Here is a 17,866-nt window from a genome sequence, read left to right as displayed (position 1 = left end):
GTAAAATACATTTAAACCAATCTGATTCGCGATTAATGTGGAATAAGAACTATTCTCTTTGCGCTATAATCGAACAAAGAATTAAACCTAGTAAAAAAAGCTGACCCTAAAAAACCATTAACGCCAGAAAACTTCCTTTTCGAAACTCTGGCTGGCATGGAACCTTTAACGGTTCCAATTTCCACATTGACTGAATTCACTTCCTTGGTTAGAAATTTTTCTCCACTCGCATCCACAGCCACCGAGCTGCGAGAATTCGAATTTACTGGTATGTAATTTCTCCAGTCCTCCTGAGAGATAGATAGAGCGCCATTGTTACCAAGGTCCACATAAACCGTAGCCGGCTTGCCATTAATATTCATGCTTATAGAATTGTTATCATTAAGCGAAATTTCCGCTACATCTTTGCCGATTTTTGGATTTATTGATCCGCTATTTCTAATATAAATCTTCATATTTTCGGTATCTACGTAAAACGCTAACTTATTAAAATACTCCCTTCCGAGAATTACGCCAACCGGGCGACCGATTTCCGCAGAGAAACGCGAGAGGTCCACGCCAGCCATGTGCGCTTGAAAGGTTAGCTGCCTAGGAATGGAAAATGGGACATTTTGCACCACGCTCTGAATACTGGTGCCATTTGCCGTTCGAACCCTTCCGTGACTGTCATTGGTTTTCAGTCCAAGGCTTCGCGCCAAATTGACATCGATGAACGTCTGCTCTGCACCATTGTCGAGCAACACCCAAACCTCTTTACCCGCCACATTCCCCTTGAAGAAAATGCCGCCTCTCAGGAGATCAATTGGCGTTGGAGCCCATTCCTTCTGCGCTAACGAAAGCTTCACATCTTGTTGAACGAGTTCGCCAGTCGTGGAATCGGATGGCGCTGTGCCAACGCCTTGCGCTCGTGCGACTTGGAAGGGTAGAAGAAATATACATAGGAAAATTGTGAATCTTCTGAGATTCATATCTCTATTTCCTGATAAAATCGAAAGAGTTACCAATAAAAATAGGCGGGATCGTTAAAATAACCAATCCCACCTATTTTCAACGTCAGAACGGAATAACCAATGACCCAGATGCAGAATAGCTGCTTCCGTTGGTGCTAAAGGACAATGATCCGGTTATTCCACCTCCAAAATCTACCTGATACGATTGATCAAATGATCCATTTTCTATGTTAACAGTCCCCGTATAAACGGAACCGTTGTTAGTTATCTGCAAGGAAATGCTGTTGACCGAGAGGTCATTCAGGCTGAAATCAGCTATGAGATCAGCGTTGGGCGCAATTGATGCAGTAACAACGATGTCAGCCTCGTTGGCCTCGGGGTCAATATCGACGTCAACGTCAACAGAGCCGCCCCCATCTCCGCCACCGCTTCCTCCGCCGCTGCCCCAGCCTCCATCGCCACCGGGCCAGCCACCACCGGGCCAACCGCCACCCCAACCACCACCGCCGCCGCCAGGATCGCCAATGACGACTATTTCAGACGAAGAATTTCCTCCAGCGACGAGCTTCAACTCCTCGCGAGTTAACATGCGCATCAGATAGCTCCTTTCACGTTGGCATTGAGCGCCGTCGAGAAAGAAAGAACAACAACTCCGATTTCCGTGCCTGCGTGTGCTGCCCTTCTCTTGTCTCGACCGGCCGGGCTGTCTCCAGCCCGGCCGGTAAACGTGTAGGCTCAGAGCGAGTCGGTCAATACAAATTTCCTATATAAGTCCAATATCGACAGGATAATGTTGGCAATTTGCCATGGAATTGAGATTTTTTGCGACTGCGGGCAATTTCAGCCAACAACTGTTACAGAATTTTTACAAAAGGCTCCGCTGACTTTAAGCGGACCGCGCTGGAGTGATCATTTCGCAGTATGATCACGGTATGCTAACTCAGCAGGAGTCATCAGGAATGATTCTGAGGAACTTATGCGAATAATGAGCTTTCTTCCATATATCGCTTCGCTTGGTGTCCTCATGGGGACTCCCGCTACCGCCTTCGCTCAAGCAGAGTCCGCACCTGACTCTTCCGCTGAGAATGGGCGGATAACGATCCAGTTCGTCGGCAAAGACCAATATGGGGCCACGCCCGTCGAAATTCACAATGGAACGATATTCTTCAAGGCCGTCGTTGCTAATCGAGATATTTGGATGGTGTTGGACAACGGTGCCAGCAACACCATCCTTGATGAAGCGGTGGCGAAGCAGGCAGGCTACAGAACCACGGCGAGCACGATGTCCTTCAAGACGATGCAAGGTGAGATCGTAGGACACCGGCTGGACGATGGTGCCGTGACGATTCCACCGCAGTTTAGCGTCGCGGGAAACCTGTTCACATTCGATCTTAGCGAAATGGAAAAGTTTCTGGGTAGGCCGATCGGTGGAATTCTGGGGGCTGACGTTCTCAGCCGTTTTGCGCTCATCTTTGACACTGACGGTCAACGGTTCACGCTAGCACCAAGCGGAAAGGTGACGCCTCGTGAAGCGCATATTGTCTTCCCTCTGGTGAAGCCGGCAAAGATCGCAGCCAAAGTCAGCAACCAATCGCTATTGTTGTCGGTGGACCTGGGATATAATGGTCAGGCGGCGATTAGGGATACTACCTGGCATCGCCTTGGACTCACCACGGAGCCATTGAGGAAAGAGGAACGATATGGAGCTGACGGCTCCTCGCGGACGACGCCGACCGTGGTGATCAGTGAAATGAGCTTTGGCCCATTGCAGGTTCGTGATTTTCCCGCTGAGATTAGCGAAATGAACGATGAACTCGGTGATGGCGTAATCGGGATGGGCCTCCTCAACAGGTTCAACTTCATACTGGATATTTCTGCTGGCAAGCTACTTCTTACGCCTAGACAGCCACTCACATCGGCACGAGAAGCGTCTCCATAGTGCGCACCACTACACTCGATGCCATGACACGGGGCAGCGGGTTACATTCTTAAACGCAATCTGCGTTGCCTTCCTCCTGTTCCAAAGACACTCATATGATCCCTATGGACATATGGTATATCGGATGGTATCTCCCCGCTAGGAAGCATAAGAAACTTCCGTTTATCAATACCTTGCCACGGCAACCGGGTGACCGTAGGGGTCACCAACCAATTCTTGCGGGCGTGGGAATCTATTCGCGGCGTCGTTCCAGTGCCAGGCGCAGTGCCTTGAGCCGAACCTCGCCATCGTGCACCGCGATCTTCAATCGGTTGATGCCGGGCAGCAACGTCACGTCAATCGGCGCCGTACTCGTCCAGCCGTTCGCGGCGTGCACCGCGATGGCCTTCGCCGGACCGTCGTTGATCCGCACACCGATCGTTGCCCCCCGGGCAGCCGCCGTGGCGAGCACCAGCCGCGCCGCGCCGCCACCCTCGGCGGTGATCGTATATTGCATCCATTCGCCCGCTTCGAAACGATCGACAAACGGAGTGCCATCCGCCTCGCGGGCGATGTCAACGCCGTCGTTGCGATAGGTGCGGCCGTCGTTCCATTCGGTGCGATCGCCGCCGGTCGCGATGTGATAATTGGCGTCGACGCGATCGTGATAGGCGACGCCCGCCGGCCCCATGTCGTAATCGACCGCCGCGATCGTCAGCGGCGCCTTGCCCAACACGTGCGGTGCAAACGGGATCGCGCGATCCGAATGCGGCAGCCGGAACATCGCGTCGATGACGTCGGGGTGCCGGATGTTGTTCTCGAACGCGATGTCGTGCGTGGCGAGTCGCATCAGCGTTTGATCGGCCTCGGCGGTCGACGGGCGCGGACCATCGTGGATCCAATAGTCGACGAGCTTCTTCCAGCCCGGATTGGGCGCGACTTCGAGCGGATTATTGAAGCCGATCTTCTTGAGCGGCCACCACGACCAGCCGATGCCGTGGCGTTCGACCAGCCGGATCGCGTCGCGGAACCAGACGTTCGAATTCTCCCCCGATTCGCCGAGCCAGACGGGCATGCCGTATTTCTCGCGCAGCCCCAGGATATCGGTGAGGTCGGCGTCGGTGTTGTGGTTCCAATATTTGTGGAAGCTCAGCACCATATTGCCGTCCCACGCGGGCAGCATCCCGGCGTAATTATTGCCCCAGCAATTGCCCTCGATGACAATCAGATGCCGCCGGTCGACCGCGCGGATCGCGCTCGTGATGCGCTTGAGCAGCGCCGTCAGCGGGGCATTTCCTTGCTCCTTGCAGCCATGCCCGCCGCCCTCCCCATCGAAATCCCAATTGGGCTCGTTGAGAATGTCGTAGCCCCCGACCCACGGTTCGTCGGCGTAGCGCGTGGCAAGCTTGTGCCACAAGGCGACGGTGCGACGCTGGTTCTCGGCGCTGTCCCACAGCGACGGCGTATCGGGATCGCGATCGGCGATCGGCAGGTCGGCCCCCTGCCCGCCCGGCGCGGCGTGGAGATCGAGGATGACGTAGATCCGGTTCGCGCGCGCCCAATCGATCAGCGCGTCGATGCGCGCAAAGCCGTCTTCCTTCCAGCGATCTACGCCCGCGGGCACGGCCTCGTCGAGCAACAGATTGTAGTGCATCGGTAGCCGGATCGAGTTGAAGCCCCAGCGCCCCATCGCATCCACATCGGCCTTGGTGATGTAATGATCAAGCCAGGCGCGATAGAAGTCGGCGGTGCGATCGGGGCCGATCAGTTCGGCGATGTGCTGACGAACAACGTGCTGTTGCCCTTTCTCCAGATCGCCCAGCCCGAGCATATAGCCTTCCTGGAGCATCCAGCCGCCCAGCCCCATGCCGCGCAGCAGCACCGGGGCACCGTCGCCGTCGACGATTTCGGTGCCGCGCGTGTGGAGGAAGCCCTGCGCCTGCGCCGCCGCGCCCGACAGGCACAGCAATAACGCGGCGGCGATCAGGCGAAACGGCATCGTTCGGGCTCCCCTCGTTTCGCGAGGGCATAGCCTAGATTTCAGCCAAAGTGAACGTTCTCACATCTCGCCGCGCGCGCGGCGGATGGCGTACCATTTGGCGACGTTGGCGTTGTGCTGATCGAGCGTATCGGCAAACACATGCCCGCCCGTGCCATCGGCGACGAAATAGAGCGCGTTCGAGGCCGCCGGATTCAGCACGGCATCGATCGAAGCGCGGCCGGGGTTGCAGATCGGCCCTTCGGGCAGCCCGGCCATCGCATAGGTGTTATAGCCGTTTTTCGCTTCCAGTTCGGATCGCAGGATGCGGCGGCCGAGCGGCTTGCCGTGGGTGATCGGATAGATCACCGTCGGATCGGCCTGAAGCGGCATGCCGCGCTTGAGCCGGTTGGAATAGACCGCGGCCACCGTGCGCCGTTCTGAGGGCTTGCCGGTCTCCTTCTCGACAATCGACGCGAGGATCAGCGCCTCACGCGGGGTGGCAACCGCGATTCCCGGCTGGCGTCGCTTCCAGGCCTCCGCGAGATAGCGCGACATCGCCCCCTGCATCGCCGACAGTACCGACGCGCGCGTATCGCCGCGCTGATAACTATAGCTGTCGGGCAACACCGAGCCTTCGGCCGGCACGGCGACGCTGCCGGTCAGCGCGGCCGCCTCGGCAAGCTTTTGCTGAACGTAGATCGAGGGTAGCCCCTCGGGGATCGTCACCAGCCGCTGGAGCGTCTTGCCGTTCTGCATCGCCGACAGAATGTCCGACTGGCTGACATGCGCCGGAAGCTGATATTCGCCGGCCTTGATCGGGGCGGAACCGCCGAACAACTTGGCCAGCAGCAGGAAACGCCGCGCCGAACCAATCGCCCCCGCCGCCTCGAGCTGATCGGCCGCACGGGTCAGCGTCGCCCCCTGCGGCACGACGACGGTGACGGTCTTTTCCGCCGGCCCGGCGCCGCTCCAGCTCTGGGCGACCAGAAACACCCCGAGGATCGCGGCGAGCGCGATCAGCAGGCCGAGGCAGCCGGGCTTGCGCATCGGACTAGAGCGCCCGCAGCACCAGCGAGGCGTTGGTGCCGCCGAAGCCGAAGCTGTTGTTGAGCACCGCCTTCACCTTGCGCTTCTTCGCCGTGTGCGGGACGAGATCGACGCCCGCGCACCCCTCGCTCGGATGATCGAGGTTGAGCGTGGGCGGCACGATCTGATCGCGCATCGCGAGGATGCAGAAGATCGATTCGACCGCGCCGGCACCGCCGAGCAGATGCCCGATCGCCGATTTGGTCGAACTCATCGACAGATCGCCGATCGCATCGCCGAACAGCCGCCGCACCGCGCCCAATTCCAGCTCGTCGCCAAGCGGGGTCGAGGTGCCGTGCGCATTGATATAGTCGATATCGGACAGCGCGAGCCCCGATTTGCGCACCGCCATCTGCATCGACCGGAACGCGCCCGATCCTTCGGGATGCGGCGCGGTGACGTGATAGGCGTCGCCCGACAGGCCATAGCCGATCACCTCGGCGTAAATCTTGGCGCTGCGGGCCTTGGCGCGCTCATATTCCTCGAGCACGACCACGCCTGCGCCCTCGCCCATCACGAAGCCGTCGCGATCGACATCATAGGGGCGGCTGGCCTTTTCGGGCGTGTCGTTGAAATTGGTGCTGAGCGCGCGCGCCTGCGCGAAGCCCGCGATGCCGAGCGGGCAGATCGCGCCCTCGGCGCCGCCGGCGAGCATGACATCGGCATCGTCCATCGCGATCATCCGCGCCGCATCGCCGATCGAATGCGCGCCCGTCGAGCACGCCGTGACGACCGCGTGATTCGGCCCCATCAACCCGTATTTGATCGAGACCTGGCCCGAGATCAGGTTGATCAGCCGGCCGTGGACGAAGTGCGGGCTGACGCGGCTCGGCCCCTTTTCGTGGAGCACGATCGATTCGCTTTCGATCCCCGGCAGGCCGCCGATCCCCGCGCCGATTGAACAACCGGCGCGGAATCGCTCCTCCTCGGTCATGTCGGTGAGCCCGGCATCCTCGATCGCTTGCCCCGCGGCATCGATGCCGTAGACGATAAACGGATCGACCTGACGCTGGATCTTGTGATCGACGCGCTTGCCGGCATCGAAACCATAAGCGTGGTCGGCGGGCTTCACCTCGCACGCGATCCGGCATTTCTGATCCGACGCATCGAAACGCGTGATCGGCCCTGCGCCCGACCGGGACGCGATGATGTTGGCCCAGCTCGTCTCGACGTCACCGCCGAGCGGGGTGACAAGGCCGAGACCGGTGACGACGACACGGCGCATGCCGCTTCTCCTAGTACGTCACCCCGGCAACGCGCCGGGGTCTCTTCGTTGCAACGCACCGCCGGCAATCGCCGGAGGAGCGTCGATGGATAAACAGAAACGGCCCCCGGCACCGGAAACCGGGCGGGAGCCGTCTATCGAGCGACCAAGCCTGAAAGCAGGCTTCGATCAGCCCTTGTGCTCGTCGATATAGGTGATCGCGTCCTTGACGGTCGTGATCTTCTCGGCAGCATCGTCGGGGATTTCGACGCCGAATTCCTCCTCGAACGCCATCACCAGCTCAACGATGTCGAGGCTGTCTGCACCGAGATCGTCGATGAAGCTCGCGTCTTCGGTGACCTTGTCGGCCTCGACGCCGAGATGCTCGACGACGATCTTCTTCACGCGATCGGCGGTCTCGCTCATGTCCCTAGTCCCTCTTTCAGTTGGGGTTTGAATTTCCTGAACGCACGTAGAACGCGTGCCCCGTCGTGGCAAGTCCGGACGTCAGATCATTGCCATGCCACCGTTGACGTGCAGCGTCTGTCCGGTGACGTAACCGGCCTCCTTGCTGGCCAGATAGACCACCGCCGCACCGATATCCTCGCCCGTACCCAGATCGCCCGCGGGGATGCGCCCGAGCAGCGATTCCTTCTGCGCCTCGGGCAGCACGTCGGTCATCGCCGATCGGATAAAGCCGGGCGCGACGCAATTGACGGTGATGTTGCGGCTGGCGAGTTCCTGCGCCAGCGCCTTCGACATGCCCACCAGCCCCGCCTTCGATGCCGCATAATTGGCCTGCCCCGGATTGCCCGTCTGCCCGACGACCGAGGTGATCGAGATGATCCGGCCGAACCGCGCCTTCATCATCGGCCGGGTAGCGGCGCGGGCAAGGCGGAATGCCGCCTCCAGGTTGACGCGGATCACCTGATCCCATTCGTCATCCTTCATCCGCATCGCCAGATTGTCGCGCGTAACGCCGGCATTGTTGACGAGGATATCGAGCCGGCCGCCAAGCGCCTCGACCGCGGCGGGCACCAGCGCATCGACGGCGGCGGCATCGGCGAGGTTCGCGGGTACGGCCACATGATCGCCGCCCAACGTTGAACGGAAAGCAGCCAGTTTCTCGGCATTCGAGCCCGACACCGCCAGTCGCGCGCCCTGCGCCGCGAGCGCGGTCGCGATCGCCGAGCCGATTCCGCCCGAAGCGCCGGTCACCAGCGCAGTCATGCCTGTGAGGTCGAACATCATATCACTCCATGATTTGGTGCGCATAGAGACGTAGAGGGGTATAGTCGTTGGCGACGCGACGGATATCCCCTCCAAACGTCGCGCCTCCGCGCGAAAACTAAATCTCTTTCACCAACGCCTCGACGTCATCCATCGTGATGACGCTGTTGGTGCCGGCATCGGGAACGGTCCGCTTGACCATCGCGCCGAGCACCTTGGCGCCGAATTCGACGAACAGCCACACCCCCGCATCGTGCATCGCGAGCACCGATTCGCGCCAGCGCACGCGCCCGGTGACCTGCTCGACGAGGTGGGTGCGGATCGCATCGGGATCGCTCACCGGCGCGGCGGTGACATTGGCGTAGACGGGCACCAGCGGCGCCTCGATCCGCGCGTCGGCAAGCGCGGCATGCATGGCATCGGCGGCGGGCTGCATCAGCGGGCAATGGAAAGGCGCCGACACCGGCAACGACACCGCGCGCCTGGCACCCATGTCTTTCGCAAGCGCGATCGCGCGCTCGATCGCCTCGCGCGCGCCCGACAGCACGACCTGGCCGGGATCATTGTCATTGGCGACGGTGCAGACCTGCCCCTCCGCGGCGGCGTCGGCGATTTTCTGCGCCATTCCCACGTCGGCGCCGAGCAGCGCCGCCATCGCGCCCTCACCCACGGGGACCGCCGCCTGCATCGCGCGTCCGCGTAGCCTGAGCAGCCGCGCGGTGGTGGCGAGATCGATCGCGCCGGCCGCGCACAAGGCGGTATATTCGCCCAGGCTGTGCCCGGCGACGAAATCGGCCTTGTCCGCGAGCCGGATGCCGCCTTCCTGCTCGAATACCCGGAGCGTCGCGATCGCGTTCGCCATGATCGCGGGCTGCGCGTTCTCGGTCAGCGTCAGGTCATCGGCCGGGCCTTCGCGCATCAGCCGGAACAGATTCTGGCCGAGCGCTTCGTCGACTTCCTCGAACACCGCGCGCGCGACGGGGCTGGCGTCGGCAAGCCCGCCGCCCATGCCGACGGCCTGGCTGCCCTGCCCCGGAAAGATGAACGCGCGCATCATGGTCTCCTCAGCGAAACGAACCGCCCGGTTAGAAACGCGCGCCGACGATGGCAAGCGGCGAGCAATGCGCCCTCCGCGCCGCCGCGACAATTTGCGACCATTTCGCACGATCGCCGACACATCTGCGCGACACCGGCTGCCTAGCTTGGCCATGACGCCGAATGAGGGCGCCGATGAAGAAGTGGAGTAGCAGTCATGAAAAAGTTTCTTCTGAGCGCGGCCGCCGCATCGATGGTCGCGATTCCCCTGATGGCCGCGGCCCCCGCCGAAGCGGCGCCGCGCCACCAGACGACCGTCGTCAAGCACAAGGCGAACGGCCGCACCGTGATCAAGCAGCGCAAGGTGGTGCGCCGGCCTGTCCAGCGAACAGTCCGCTACCAGACGAGCTATCGCCCCGCCCACGCAACCTATCGCCCGGTCTACGCGACCCCGCACCGCACCTGGGCCCGCGGCCAGCGCTTCGACTATCGCTATGCGCCGCGCTATCGGGTGGTGAACAATTACCGCGGCTATAACCGCCTCTACACGCCGCCGCGGGGCTATCACTGGGTCCAGTCCGGCAACGATGCGGTGCTGGTCGCGATCGCCAGCGGCCTGATCGGCGCGGTGATCGGTGGAGCGTTCCTGAACTAAGGCGCCGCACCGGCCCACTCCCCCACCCGGCCACCCAATAGGATAATCGCATTGGGAGGTCGGGTGGGGGGGGGTGGGCCGGCACCGCTTTCCACCAGGACTCCGGGACTTGCGTTTCGCCCGGATTTCGCTAAGGAACCCGCGCAACCGGGGTGGGAAGCATCGCTTTCCGCCCTGGTTTTGCGTTGCAATAGACGATAGCCGGAGGGGCCAGCGCACGGGGCGCGGGTCAGCGATCGGCCAAGACGAAGGACGAAACATGGCTCTTTACGAGCACGTGTTCCTTGCGCGCCAGGATCTGGCACAGGCGCAGGTGGACGCGCTGGCGGAAGCCGCCACCAAGATCATCGAGGACTTGTCAGGCAAGGTCGTCAAGACCGAGACCTGGGGTCTGCGCAGCCTCGCGTACAAGATCGCAAAGAACCGCAAGGCGCATTACGTGATGCTGGAGATCGACGGCCCCGGCGCCATCGTCGCCGAGCTTGAGCGCCAGAACGCGATCAACGAAGACATCATCCGCTACATGACCGTTCGCGTCGACGAACTCGAAAACGGCCCGACCGTCATGATGCGCAAGAGCGACCGCGACGGTGGTCGCCGCCGCGACCGCAATTAAGGGAGGCAGAACACATGGCACGCCCGTTTTTCCGCCGCCGCAAGAGCTGCCCCTTCTCCGCGAAGGATGCACCCCGGATCGATTACAAGGACGTCCGCCTGCTCCAGGGCTTCGTCTCCGAGCGCGGCAAGATCGTTCCCTCGCGCATCACCTCGGTGAGCGCGAAGAAGCAGCGCGAACTCGCCCAGGCGATCAAGCGCGCCCGTCATCTGGGCCTGCTGCCCTATCTCGTGAAGTAAGGAGGGCAAGCACATGGACGTGATTCTGCTCGAACGAGTCGAGAAGCTCGGCGGCATCGGCGATGTGGTGAAGGTGAAGGACGGCTTCGCCCGCAACTTCCTGCTGCCGCGCAAGAAGGCGCTGCGCGCCAATGAGGCCAACCGCAAGGTCTTCGAAGCCAATCGTGAGCGTCTGGAGGCCGAGAACGCTTCCCGCCGCACCGATGCCGAGAAGGAGGCCAAGGGTCTCGACGGCACCTCGCTGACACTGATCCGCCAGTCGTCGAACACCGGCCAGCTCTACGGCTCGGTCGCGGTGCGCGACGTCGTCGAGGCGCTCGAGGCCGATGGCCATAAGATCGCCAAGAGCCAGGTCGTGCTCGATCGCCCGATCAAGGCGATCGGCATGCACGAGGTCAAGGTCGCGCTGCACCCCGAAGTCGCGGTGACGATCAAGATCAACGTCGCGCGCTCGCCCGAGGAAGCCGAGATGCAGGCCGAGGGCGTCGACGTGATGGCGCAGATGTTCGAGGAAGCCCACGACGTCGCGGGTTTCACCGAAGACTATCAGGCATCGCAGGACGCCGCGGCGGCGCTGGGCGAGGAAGCCCCGGCACCGACAGCCGAAGCGACCGAGGTCGAGGCGGACGACGCCGACCAGGCCTGATCCGCGTCAACCGATCCAGAGAAAGGGCCGTCCGGCAGATACCGGGCGGCCTTTTCTTTTGGTTACGGTTCTTTACGGCTGATTGTTCCGTTCTCGTGGCAGGATAGCGAGGCTCAGCAAGCTGAGTGCGCCGGCCGCGACGAGATACAAGCCGACATGGCCGAGTCCGCCGTGGTCGGCGAGCGCCTGGGCGATCATCGGCGCGAGCCCGCCGCCGACGATACCGCCCAGATTGAACGACATCGAGGTGCCGGTATAGCGCACGCCCGGCGGAAACAGGCTCGGCAGCCAGCCGCCGAGCGGGCCGTAGGCGAAACCCATCACGAACAGCGCCAGCGCGAGCCATAGCCAGACGACGAACAACGACGGAGCGCCCAGCATCGGGCCGAGCAGAAATCCGACCGCGATCGTGCCCGCGAAGCCCCAGGCGAGCATTCTCCCCGCCCCGGTGCGGTCCGCGAGCACCGACGCGACGACGATGCCCGCCGCGAGGAACAGGATCGCCACGAGTTCGATCGCGAGAAACGCCTCGCGGCTGTGGCCGAGCACCGTGGTTTCGTATCCCATCGCGAAGGCGGTCGCGAGGTAGAAGATCGCGAAACAGGCGACGACCGAAACCGTCGCCGCCAGCGTCTCACGAAAATGATCGCGCAACAGCGTCGCGATCGGCACCTTGGGCAGCGCCTCGGCCTGAGCAGCCTCCAGAAACTCCGGCGTCTCCGTCAGTTTGAGCCGGACCCACAGCCCGAGCGCGACGAGCACCGCGCTCGCCAGGAACGGCAGCCTCCAGCCCCAGTCGCGGAACTGATCGTCGGTCAGGAACAGGCCGAGCAGCAGGAAGAACCCGTTGGCGGCGATGAACCCCACCGGCGCCCCCATCGGCGGGAACATGCCATAGCGGTTCCGCCACCCCTCGGGCGCGTTCTCGACCGCGAGCAGCGACGCCCCGCCCCACTCGCCGCCCAGCCCGAGCCCCTGCCCGAGCCGGAGCACGCACAAGAGCAGCGGCGCGATCCAGCCCGCCTGCGCATAGGTCGGCAGGAAGGCGATCGCGACGGTCGAGCAGCCCATCAGGACGAGACTGGCGACGAGCGTCGATTTGCGCCCGATCCGATCGCCGAAATGCCCGAACAGCACCGCCCCCACCGGCCGCGCCACGAACGCCAGCCCGAAGCTCGCATAGGCGAGCATCAATTGCGCCGACGCCGATTCGGAGGGAAAGAACAGCGGCCCGAACACCAGCGCCGCGGCGGTGGCATAGATATAGAAATCGTAGAATTCGACCGCGGTGCCGACCAGGCTCGCGAACAGGATACGCCGATGCGATGCGCCGCCGCGTGCCGCCATGTAATTTCCCCATCGCGCTTCGAACCGGTGAAAGTCGCCTGCTGCCCTGATTGCAGCCGCGGCACAACCGTTCACGCATCAACCCGCCAGAAAAGCGTTCCCGATGCCGACCGGGAACGATCGCCGGCTACAAGACCCAGCGAAACGCCCGGTGCAGTTCGGCGGTGCCGTTTTCCGCATACCAGCGGCCGTGCGCGAGCAGGATCCGCTCGGGCGCCCAGCCGATCATCGCCTCGACCGCGCGGCGCACCTCGGCGCGGTGCTTGCGGAAGCTCCATTGCATGTCACGCGGCGCCTTGCCGTCGGGATCGGCCGCCCCACCCAACCGGATCAGCCAGCGGTAGAGCATATTCTTGACCCGCCGCGGCTCGATATTCTCGATCAGGTCGGTCAGGACGAGCGTGCGACTCGCGCGGTGGAAGAAATCGACCTCGCTCATGAGGCCGCCGGGCACCAGCACCTGATCGATCTCGTCGGCCCATTCCTCAGGCGCCCTATCACCAAGCACCCGGTGCGGCGGCAGCGGCCGTCGAGACCGCTCGTTTACCCCCGGCGCCAGGTGCACCGTGGCGCCGGGAAAGCGGCGATGCCAATCGGGCACCCACCAATAATGGATCGTGTTGGGTGCGATCAGGTGCCGCACCGGGCCGAGCGCCGCGACCGCGGCAAAGACCCGCTCGTCGTCGGTGGTGGGCGAATGTATCCACAAGCCGCCATCGGCAAGGCGGATGATCGTCATCCGCGTCGGAAACGGCATCCCGAACCCGGCAAACTCCATCCGGATTTCGGGGCCGTCGACAATCCAGACCCTCTCTGCAACGGGCTTGGGCACGTCGAGCGGTGCATAGGGAATGAAGGCATCGGGCATTGCCACGGTTTAACACAAGATCGCGGGCGGCGCCCGTTCATCGCCCGGCAAGCCCGTTCGTGTTTTCTCCAGCGTCGACCGGAAAGCGGGATACGACCATGCGCGATCGGAAACCGGGCATCATCTGGCGGGCGGCCCTGCTCGCGATCACCGCGGGCATGATCGTCGCTTATGCCGACCCCGCACCGCGGATCGCACACGCCACGATCACCGATGAAGTCGCGCTCGATCGCGCCGCGCGACAGGTCGCAGGGCTGCTCGAACGCGCAACGCGGCCGCTGTCGGCCTCGATGGCGAAGGTCGACGCCATAATCCCGCGCTGACGTGCTATTTCACCAGCGCTGAAATCGTCTCGCGGAGCCAGCGCACGCCGGCGTCCTCCTCGAACTTGCTGTGCCACAGCGTCGTCAGCCCGATTCCGTCGCCGCTGTCGGGAGCGTCGAGGATGACGACGCCGTGCCGTTCGCCGTCCTGCTGCGCGAAGCGTTTCGGCACCAGCGCGATGCAATCGGTGCATCCGACGACCGCGAGCGCCGTCATCGCGTCGTAGACCGACGCCGGCGGCTCGTCCGTCGTCCCGTTGGTCGGATCGTGCGTATCGACGATCGTCCTGCGTTCGAGGCCGCCTTCGGAGGTGAGCAGCCGCAACGCCTCGAACGACTTGCCGGCCGCGATCAGCACGCGCGGCTGCCCGGTGAGGTCGGTGTGGCTCAGCCGGCGACCGGCCAGCGGGTTCCCGGCCGCGGCGATCCACACGAGTTCTTCCTGAAACAGCGCCTCCAGCCGCAAGCGCCTGGGAATCTTGGTGAACGCACCCAGGGCAAGGTCGATCGCCCCCTCATCCAGATCGACGAGAAGATCGCCCCCGAGCGGCTGGATCCGAAACGACACATTGGGTGCGGTCTGCCGTGCGCGGGCAAGCAGGGCCGGGATGAACAAGGTACAGAAATAGGATCCCGCCGCGATCGTGAAGCGGCGGTCGGCGGTTCCCGGATCGAACGCGCTCGGCGACAGCGCGGTGCGCAACTGCGCCAGCCCCACCCGAACGCCGGGCGCGATTTCGATCGCCCGCGCGGTCGGCTGCAACCCGCCCGGCGCGCGCACGAACAACGGGTCGCCCACCGATTGCCGCAACCGGCCGAGCGCATGGCTGACGGCGGATTGGGTCAGCCCCAGCCGCGCCCCCGCCTTGGTCACGTTGCCGAGTTCGAACAGCGTATCGAAGACGCGAAGCAGGTTCAGATCGATTTCGCTCATGCAGCGCCTTCATATTTCATGGGACGAATAATCATTAGCGCCAATTGTGCAGTGCACTACATGGGTTCCTCCGCGTATCGTAGCGCAGCCCAACCGCCCTTCGCAAAGCCTCAACAGGGAATTGTCGTGACAGAGATGTCGCATTCGTTCGACCAGCCCTCCCGTCCCGGCACGGATGATCCTCAGATCGAGGGGCACGATGTCGTCGGCGACGAATTCATCGTCGGCGACGAAGCCGGGGACGCCGAACCCGATCGCGCGCCGCGCCGCCGCCTGCGCACCGCGCTGCTGCTGCTCGGGCCGCTCGTGCTGTTGCTCGGCGGGCTTGCCTTCTATCTGCATGGCGGCCGGTACGAGACGACCGACAACGCCTATCTGCAATCGGGCCAGATATCGGTGAGCCCCAATATTCCCGGCCGCGTGATCGCGGTTGAGGTGCGCAACAACCAGCGGGTGAAGAAGGGCGACGTGCTGTTCCGGATCGATCCGGCGCCGTATCAGGCCGCTGTCGACGAGGCCGAAGCCGCGGTCGCCGGCGCGCGCACGGGCGTCGCCTCGCTGCGCGCCAATTACCGGCAGGGCCAGGCCGAACTGACCGCCGCTGAGGACAAGCTGCGCTATGCCGAGCGCGAGGCCGCGCGCCAGAAGGAATTGCTGGCCGAGGGGATTTCGTCGCAGAACCAGTACGATCAGGCCGTGCTCGCGGCGCAGAACGCCCGCAGCGCGATTCTCAACACCCGCCAGGCGAATCAGAGCGTGGCGGCGCAACTGACGGGCAGCGTCGATGCACCCATCGATCGCCAGCCCGCATTCGCCCAAGCACAAGCGGCGCTCGAACGCGCGCGCCTCAACCTCGGCTACACCGTGGTGCGCGCGGCGCAGGACGGGATCGTCGCCAAGGTCGATCAGTTGCAGACCGGCGATTACGTGACCGCGGGCAAACCCGTGTTCACGCTGGTCGGCAACCGCATCTGGGTCGAGGCGAACTTCAAGGAGAACCAGTTGCGCTACATGCGCCTGGGCCAGCCCGCGACGATCGCGATCGACGCCTTTCCCGATCTCGACCTCAAGGGGCACCTTTCGAGCTTCAGCCCCGGCACCGGCAACAGCTTCTCGGTGCTCCCGGCGGAAAATGCGACCGGTAACTGGGTCAAGGTCGTCCAGCGGCTCGCGGTCGAGATCACGATCGACGATCCGCCTGCTGACATACCGCTTCATGCCGGCCTGTCGGTGGAAGCGACGGTCGACACCGGCCATCAACGGCGCCTGTTCGGCCCCGACAAGGCGCCGACGACACCCGCACGATGACCGACGCCTATCCCGACAACACCACGCGGCGGTTCATCACCGCCTCGGTGATGGCGGCGACGGTGATGAACTCGCTCGATTCGACCATCGCCAACGTCGCGTTGCCGCACATGCGCGGCAGCGTGTCGGCCTCGCCCGATCAGATCACCTGGGTGCTGACCTCGTACATCGTCGCCGCCGCGATCATGACGCCGCTCACCGGCTGGCTCGCCGGCCGGTTCGGGCGCAAGCGGCTGATGCAGATCTCGATCATCGGCTTCACGATCGCATCGGGGCTGTGTGGCATCGCCACCAACCTGAGCGAACTCGTGGGTTTCCGGCTGCTCCAGGGCATTTTCGGCGCGGCGCTCGTGCCGATGAGCCAGGCGATCCTGCTCGACATCAATCCGCCCGAACGCCACGGCCCGGCGATGGCGATCTGGGGCATGGGCGCGATCCTCGGGCCGATCATCGGCCCCGCGCTCGGCGGCTGGTTGACCGACAATTTCACCTGGCGCTGGGTGTTCTACATCAACCTGCCCGTGGGCGTGCTCGCCTTTTTCGGGCTGACGCTGTTTCTGGGTGAGACCAAGAACGCCACCCGCATCAGGCTCGACGCGTTCGGCTTCGCGATGCTCGCGCTGGGCATCGGATCGTTGCAGTTGATGCTCGATCGCGGGCAGCAACTCGACTGGTTCTCATCGACCGAAATCGTGGTCGAATGCGCGCTCTCGGTGCTCTTTTTCTACCTGTTCGTCGTCCACACGCTGACCGCGAAGAACCCCTTCATCGATCTCGCGCTGTTCAAGGACAGGAATTTTCTGTTCGGTTCGCTCTTCGGCTTCTTTCTCGGCGTGCTGATCTTCGCGGTGCTCGCGCTGCTGCCGCCGATGCTAGAGGAGCTGATGGGCTATCCGGTGATGCTGACCGGCCTCGTCACCGCGCCGCGCGGCATGGGGACGATGATCTCGATGATCCTCGTCGGCCAACTCATCAAGCGGGTCGACGCCCGTATCCTGATCGGGGCCGGCATGGTGCTCGTCGCCTGGTCGACGTACATGATGGCGGGCTTTTCGCTCGACATGGACGAAAGCCTCGTCGTGCATTCGGGCTTCATCCAGGGGCTGGGCACCGGCCTCATCTTCGTGCCCCTGTCGACGATCGCCTTCGCGACCCTGGCGCCCAAATATCGCAACGAAGGCACCGCGATGTTCACGCTGATCCGCAATATCGGGTCGTCGATCGGCATTTCGGTGTTGCAGGCGATGACGATCCGCAACGCCGCCACCGTGCATTCGCGGCTGGTCGAGACCGTGCGGCCCGACAATCCCAACGTCGCAAAGGCGATGCCGGGGCTCGATTTCTCCTCGCTCGAAGGCCTGCTCAAGATCAACGACGAGATCACGCGGCAGGCGAGCATGGTCTCGTATATCGATGCCTTCTACGCGCTGTTCGTCGTCATCATATTGATTTCCCCGCTCATTCTCCTGATGCGGCCGCCGCGCAAACAGGCCGGCGAGCAACCCGTGATGCACATGGACTGATCC

The 17,866-nt window shown here is 63.0% G+C and carries 19 protein-coding genes; 8 read left to right on the top strand and 11 right to left on the bottom strand.

Annotated elements, in window-relative coordinates; translation table 11 throughout:
* Positions 1–32: 32 nt before the first annotated feature.
* Positions 33–968, bottom strand: coding sequence for a retropepsin-like aspartic protease (locus DFR49_RS00995; protein ID WP_119034194.1), 936 nt, complete (start codon positions 966–968; stop codon positions 33–35).
* Between the two features lie 85 nt (positions 969–1,053).
* Positions 1,054–1,545 (bottom strand): hypothetical protein, encoded by a 492-nt coding sequence (locus DFR49_RS22085; protein WP_211325784.1) that lies wholly within the window; start codon positions 1,543–1,545, stop codon positions 1,054–1,056.
* A gap of 390 nt (positions 1,546–1,935) precedes the next feature.
* On the opposite strand from DFR49_RS22085, the gene DFR49_RS00985 reads away from it, so the two are divergent.
* The gene (locus tag DFR49_RS00985) at positions 1,936–2,889 is read left to right on the top strand and encodes a retropepsin-like aspartic protease (RefSeq protein ID WP_170150887.1); all 954 of its coding nucleotides are present in this window, start codon (positions 1,936–1,938) and stop codon (positions 2,887–2,889) included.
* A 232-nt stretch (positions 2,890–3,121) separates the two neighbouring features.
* Here DFR49_RS00985 and DFR49_RS00980 read toward each other — a convergent pair whose 3' ends face one another.
* The 6 genes from DFR49_RS00980 to fabD form a co-directional block, all read right to left on the bottom strand.
* Positions 3,122–4,867 (bottom strand): cellulase family glycosylhydrolase, encoded by a 1,746-nt coding sequence (locus DFR49_RS00980; protein WP_119034192.1) that lies wholly within the window; start codon positions 4,865–4,867, stop codon positions 3,122–3,124.
* Between the two features lie 60 nt (positions 4,868–4,927).
* Positions 4,928–5,896, bottom strand: a complete 969-nt coding sequence (gene mltG, locus DFR49_RS00975; RefSeq protein ID WP_119034191.1) for an endolytic transglycosylase MltG — start codon at positions 5,894–5,896, stop codon at positions 4,928–4,930.
* 4 nt (positions 5,897–5,900) lie between these two features.
* Complete coding sequence (gene fabF / locus DFR49_RS00970; RefSeq protein ID WP_119034190.1) at positions 5,901–7,160, bottom strand: beta-ketoacyl-ACP synthase II; 1,260 nt, start codon at positions 7,158–7,160, stop codon at positions 5,901–5,903.
* A gap of 168 nt (positions 7,161–7,328) precedes the next feature.
* Entirely contained in the window at positions 7,329–7,565 is a 237-nt protein-coding gene (locus DFR49_RS00965) for an acyl carrier protein (RefSeq protein WP_019515010.1), read from the bottom strand.
* Positions 7,566–7,646: 81 nt separating this feature from the next.
* Positions 7,647–8,387 (bottom strand): 3-oxoacyl-[acyl-carrier-protein] reductase, encoded by a 741-nt coding sequence (fabG, locus tag DFR49_RS00960; protein WP_119035202.1) that lies wholly within the window; start codon positions 8,385–8,387, stop codon positions 7,647–7,649.
* Between the two features lie 100 nt (positions 8,388–8,487).
* Complete coding sequence (gene fabD, locus DFR49_RS00955; protein ID WP_119035201.1) at positions 8,488–9,423, bottom strand: ACP S-malonyltransferase; 936 nt, start codon at positions 9,421–9,423, stop codon at positions 8,488–8,490.
* Positions 9,424–9,621: 198 nt separating this feature from the next.
* On the opposite strand from fabD, the gene DFR49_RS00950 reads away from it, so the two are divergent.
* The 4 genes from DFR49_RS00950 (at position 9,622) to rplI (ending at position 11,560) form a co-directional block, all read left to right on the top strand.
* A complete protein-coding gene (locus tag DFR49_RS00950; RefSeq protein WP_119034189.1) occupies positions 9,622–10,059 on the top strand; it encodes an RcnB family protein in 438 nt (145 codons plus the stop codon).
* A gap of 259 nt (positions 10,060–10,318) precedes the next feature.
* On the top strand, positions 10,319–10,675 hold the full coding sequence (rpsF, locus tag DFR49_RS00945; RefSeq protein WP_119034188.1) for a 30S ribosomal protein S6: 357 nt from the start codon (positions 10,319–10,321) through the stop codon (positions 10,673–10,675).
* 14 nt (positions 10,676–10,689) lie between these two features.
* Positions 10,690–10,914, top strand: a complete 225-nt coding sequence (gene rpsR / locus DFR49_RS00940) for a 30S ribosomal protein S18 (RefSeq protein ID WP_066583513.1) — start codon at positions 10,690–10,692, stop codon at positions 10,912–10,914.
* A gap of 13 nt (positions 10,915–10,927) precedes the next feature.
* The gene (gene rplI, locus DFR49_RS00935) at positions 10,928–11,560 is read left to right on the top strand and encodes a 50S ribosomal protein L9 (protein ID WP_119034187.1); all 633 of its coding nucleotides are present in this window, start codon (positions 10,928–10,930) and stop codon (positions 11,558–11,560) included.
* A 72-nt stretch (positions 11,561–11,632) separates the two neighbouring features.
* On the opposite strand, the gene DFR49_RS00930 is transcribed toward rplI, so the two are convergent.
* Both DFR49_RS00930 and DFR49_RS00925 read right to left on the bottom strand, forming a co-directional pair.
* A complete protein-coding gene (locus DFR49_RS00930) occupies positions 11,633–12,907 on the bottom strand; it encodes an MFS transporter (RefSeq protein WP_119034186.1) in 1,275 nt (424 codons plus the stop codon).
* A 127-nt stretch (positions 12,908–13,034) separates the two neighbouring features.
* Positions 13,035–13,775 (bottom strand): DUF4336 domain-containing protein, encoded by a 741-nt coding sequence (locus tag DFR49_RS00925; protein WP_119034184.1) that lies wholly within the window; start codon positions 13,773–13,775, stop codon positions 13,035–13,037.
* A gap of 98 nt (positions 13,776–13,873) precedes the next feature.
* Between DFR49_RS00925 and DFR49_RS00920 the strand changes: the two genes are divergently transcribed.
* Positions 13,874–14,098 (top strand): hypothetical protein, encoded by a 225-nt coding sequence (locus tag DFR49_RS00920; protein ID WP_119034182.1) that lies wholly within the window; start codon positions 13,874–13,876, stop codon positions 14,096–14,098.
* A gap of 4 nt (positions 14,099–14,102) precedes the next feature.
* Here DFR49_RS00920 and DFR49_RS00915 read toward each other — a convergent pair whose 3' ends face one another.
* A complete protein-coding gene (locus DFR49_RS00915; protein ID WP_119034181.1) occupies positions 14,103–15,032 on the bottom strand; it encodes a LysR family transcriptional regulator in 930 nt (309 codons plus the stop codon).
* A 135-nt stretch (positions 15,033–15,167) separates the two neighbouring features.
* On the opposite strand from DFR49_RS00915, the gene DFR49_RS00910 reads away from it, so the two are divergent.
* Both DFR49_RS00910 and DFR49_RS00905 read left to right on the top strand, forming a co-directional pair.
* Entirely contained in the window at positions 15,168–16,340 is a 1,173-nt protein-coding gene (locus DFR49_RS00910) for an HlyD family secretion protein (RefSeq protein WP_119034180.1), read from the top strand.
* Positions 16,337–17,863: a DHA2 family efflux MFS transporter permease subunit gene (locus DFR49_RS00905; RefSeq protein WP_119034179.1), complete on the top strand. Its 1,527-nt coding sequence runs from the start codon at positions 16,337–16,339 to the stop codon at positions 17,861–17,863. Before DFR49_RS00910 ends, DFR49_RS00905 begins: the two co-directional genes overlap by 4 nt.
* Positions 17,864–17,866: the final 3 nt, after the last annotated feature.

It is taken from the genome of Hephaestia caeni, assembly GCF_003550065.1.
Taxonomy (GTDB): domain Bacteria; phylum Pseudomonadota; class Alphaproteobacteria; order Sphingomonadales; family Sphingomonadaceae; genus Sphingomonas; species Sphingomonas caeni_A.
Note: the sequence above shows the minus strand (reverse complement) of the source record. Positions and strands in the feature narration are given on the sequence as shown.

Excerpts from the sequence above, each read along its gene's own strand:
- DFR49_RS00995 (WP_119034194.1), bottom strand. The coding sequence starts at position 968 with ATGAATCTCAGAAGATTCACAATTTTCCTATGTATATTTCTTCTACCC.
- DFR49_RS22085 (WP_211325784.1), bottom strand. The coding sequence starts at position 1,545 with ATGCGCATGTTAACTCGCGAGGAGTTGAAGCTCGTCGCTGGAGGAAAT.
- DFR49_RS00985 (WP_170150887.1), top strand. The coding sequence starts at position 1,936 with ATGAGCTTTCTTCCATATATCGCTTCGCTTGGTGTCCTCATGGGGACT.
- DFR49_RS00980 (WP_119034192.1), bottom strand. The coding sequence starts at position 4,867 with ATGCCGTTTCGCCTGATCGCCGCCGCGTTATTGCTGTGCCTGTCGGGC.
- mltG (WP_119034191.1), bottom strand. The coding sequence starts at position 5,896 with ATGCGCAAGCCCGGCTGCCTCGGCCTGCTGATCGCGCTCGCCGCGATC.
- fabF (WP_119034190.1), bottom strand. The coding sequence starts at position 7,160 with ATGCGCCGTGTCGTCGTCACCGGTCTCGGCCTTGTCACCCCGCTCGGC.
- DFR49_RS00965 (WP_019515010.1), bottom strand. The coding sequence starts at position 7,565 with ATGAGCGAGACCGCCGATCGCGTGAAGAAGATCGTCGTCGAGCATCTC.
- fabG (WP_119035202.1), bottom strand. The coding sequence starts at position 8,387 with ATGTTCGACCTCACAGGCATGACTGCGCTGGTGACCGGCGCTTCGGGC.
- fabD (WP_119035201.1), bottom strand. The coding sequence starts at position 9,423 with ATGCGCGCGTTCATCTTTCCGGGGCAGGGCAGCCAGGCCGTCGGCATG.
- DFR49_RS00950 (WP_119034189.1), top strand. The coding sequence starts at position 9,622 with ATGAAAAAGTTTCTTCTGAGCGCGGCCGCCGCATCGATGGTCGCGATT.
- rpsF (WP_119034188.1), top strand. The coding sequence starts at position 10,319 with ATGGCTCTTTACGAGCACGTGTTCCTTGCGCGCCAGGATCTGGCACAG.
- rpsR (WP_066583513.1), top strand. The coding sequence starts at position 10,690 with ATGGCACGCCCGTTTTTCCGCCGCCGCAAGAGCTGCCCCTTCTCCGCG.
- rplI (WP_119034187.1), top strand. The coding sequence starts at position 10,928 with ATGGACGTGATTCTGCTCGAACGAGTCGAGAAGCTCGGCGGCATCGGC.
- DFR49_RS00930 (WP_119034186.1), bottom strand. The coding sequence starts at position 12,907 with ATGGCGGCACGCGGCGGCGCATCGCATCGGCGTATCCTGTTCGCGAGC.
- DFR49_RS00925 (WP_119034184.1), bottom strand. The coding sequence starts at position 13,775 with ATGCCCGATGCCTTCATTCCCTATGCACCGCTCGACGTGCCCAAGCCC.
- DFR49_RS00920 (WP_119034182.1), top strand. The coding sequence starts at position 13,874 with ATGCGCGATCGGAAACCGGGCATCATCTGGCGGGCGGCCCTGCTCGCG.
- DFR49_RS00915 (WP_119034181.1), bottom strand. The coding sequence starts at position 15,032 with ATGAGCGAAATCGATCTGAACCTGCTTCGCGTCTTCGATACGCTGTTC.
- DFR49_RS00910 (WP_119034180.1), top strand. The coding sequence starts at position 15,168 with ATGTCGCATTCGTTCGACCAGCCCTCCCGTCCCGGCACGGATGATCCT.
- DFR49_RS00905 (WP_119034179.1), top strand. The coding sequence starts at position 16,337 with ATGACCGACGCCTATCCCGACAACACCACGCGGCGGTTCATCACCGCC.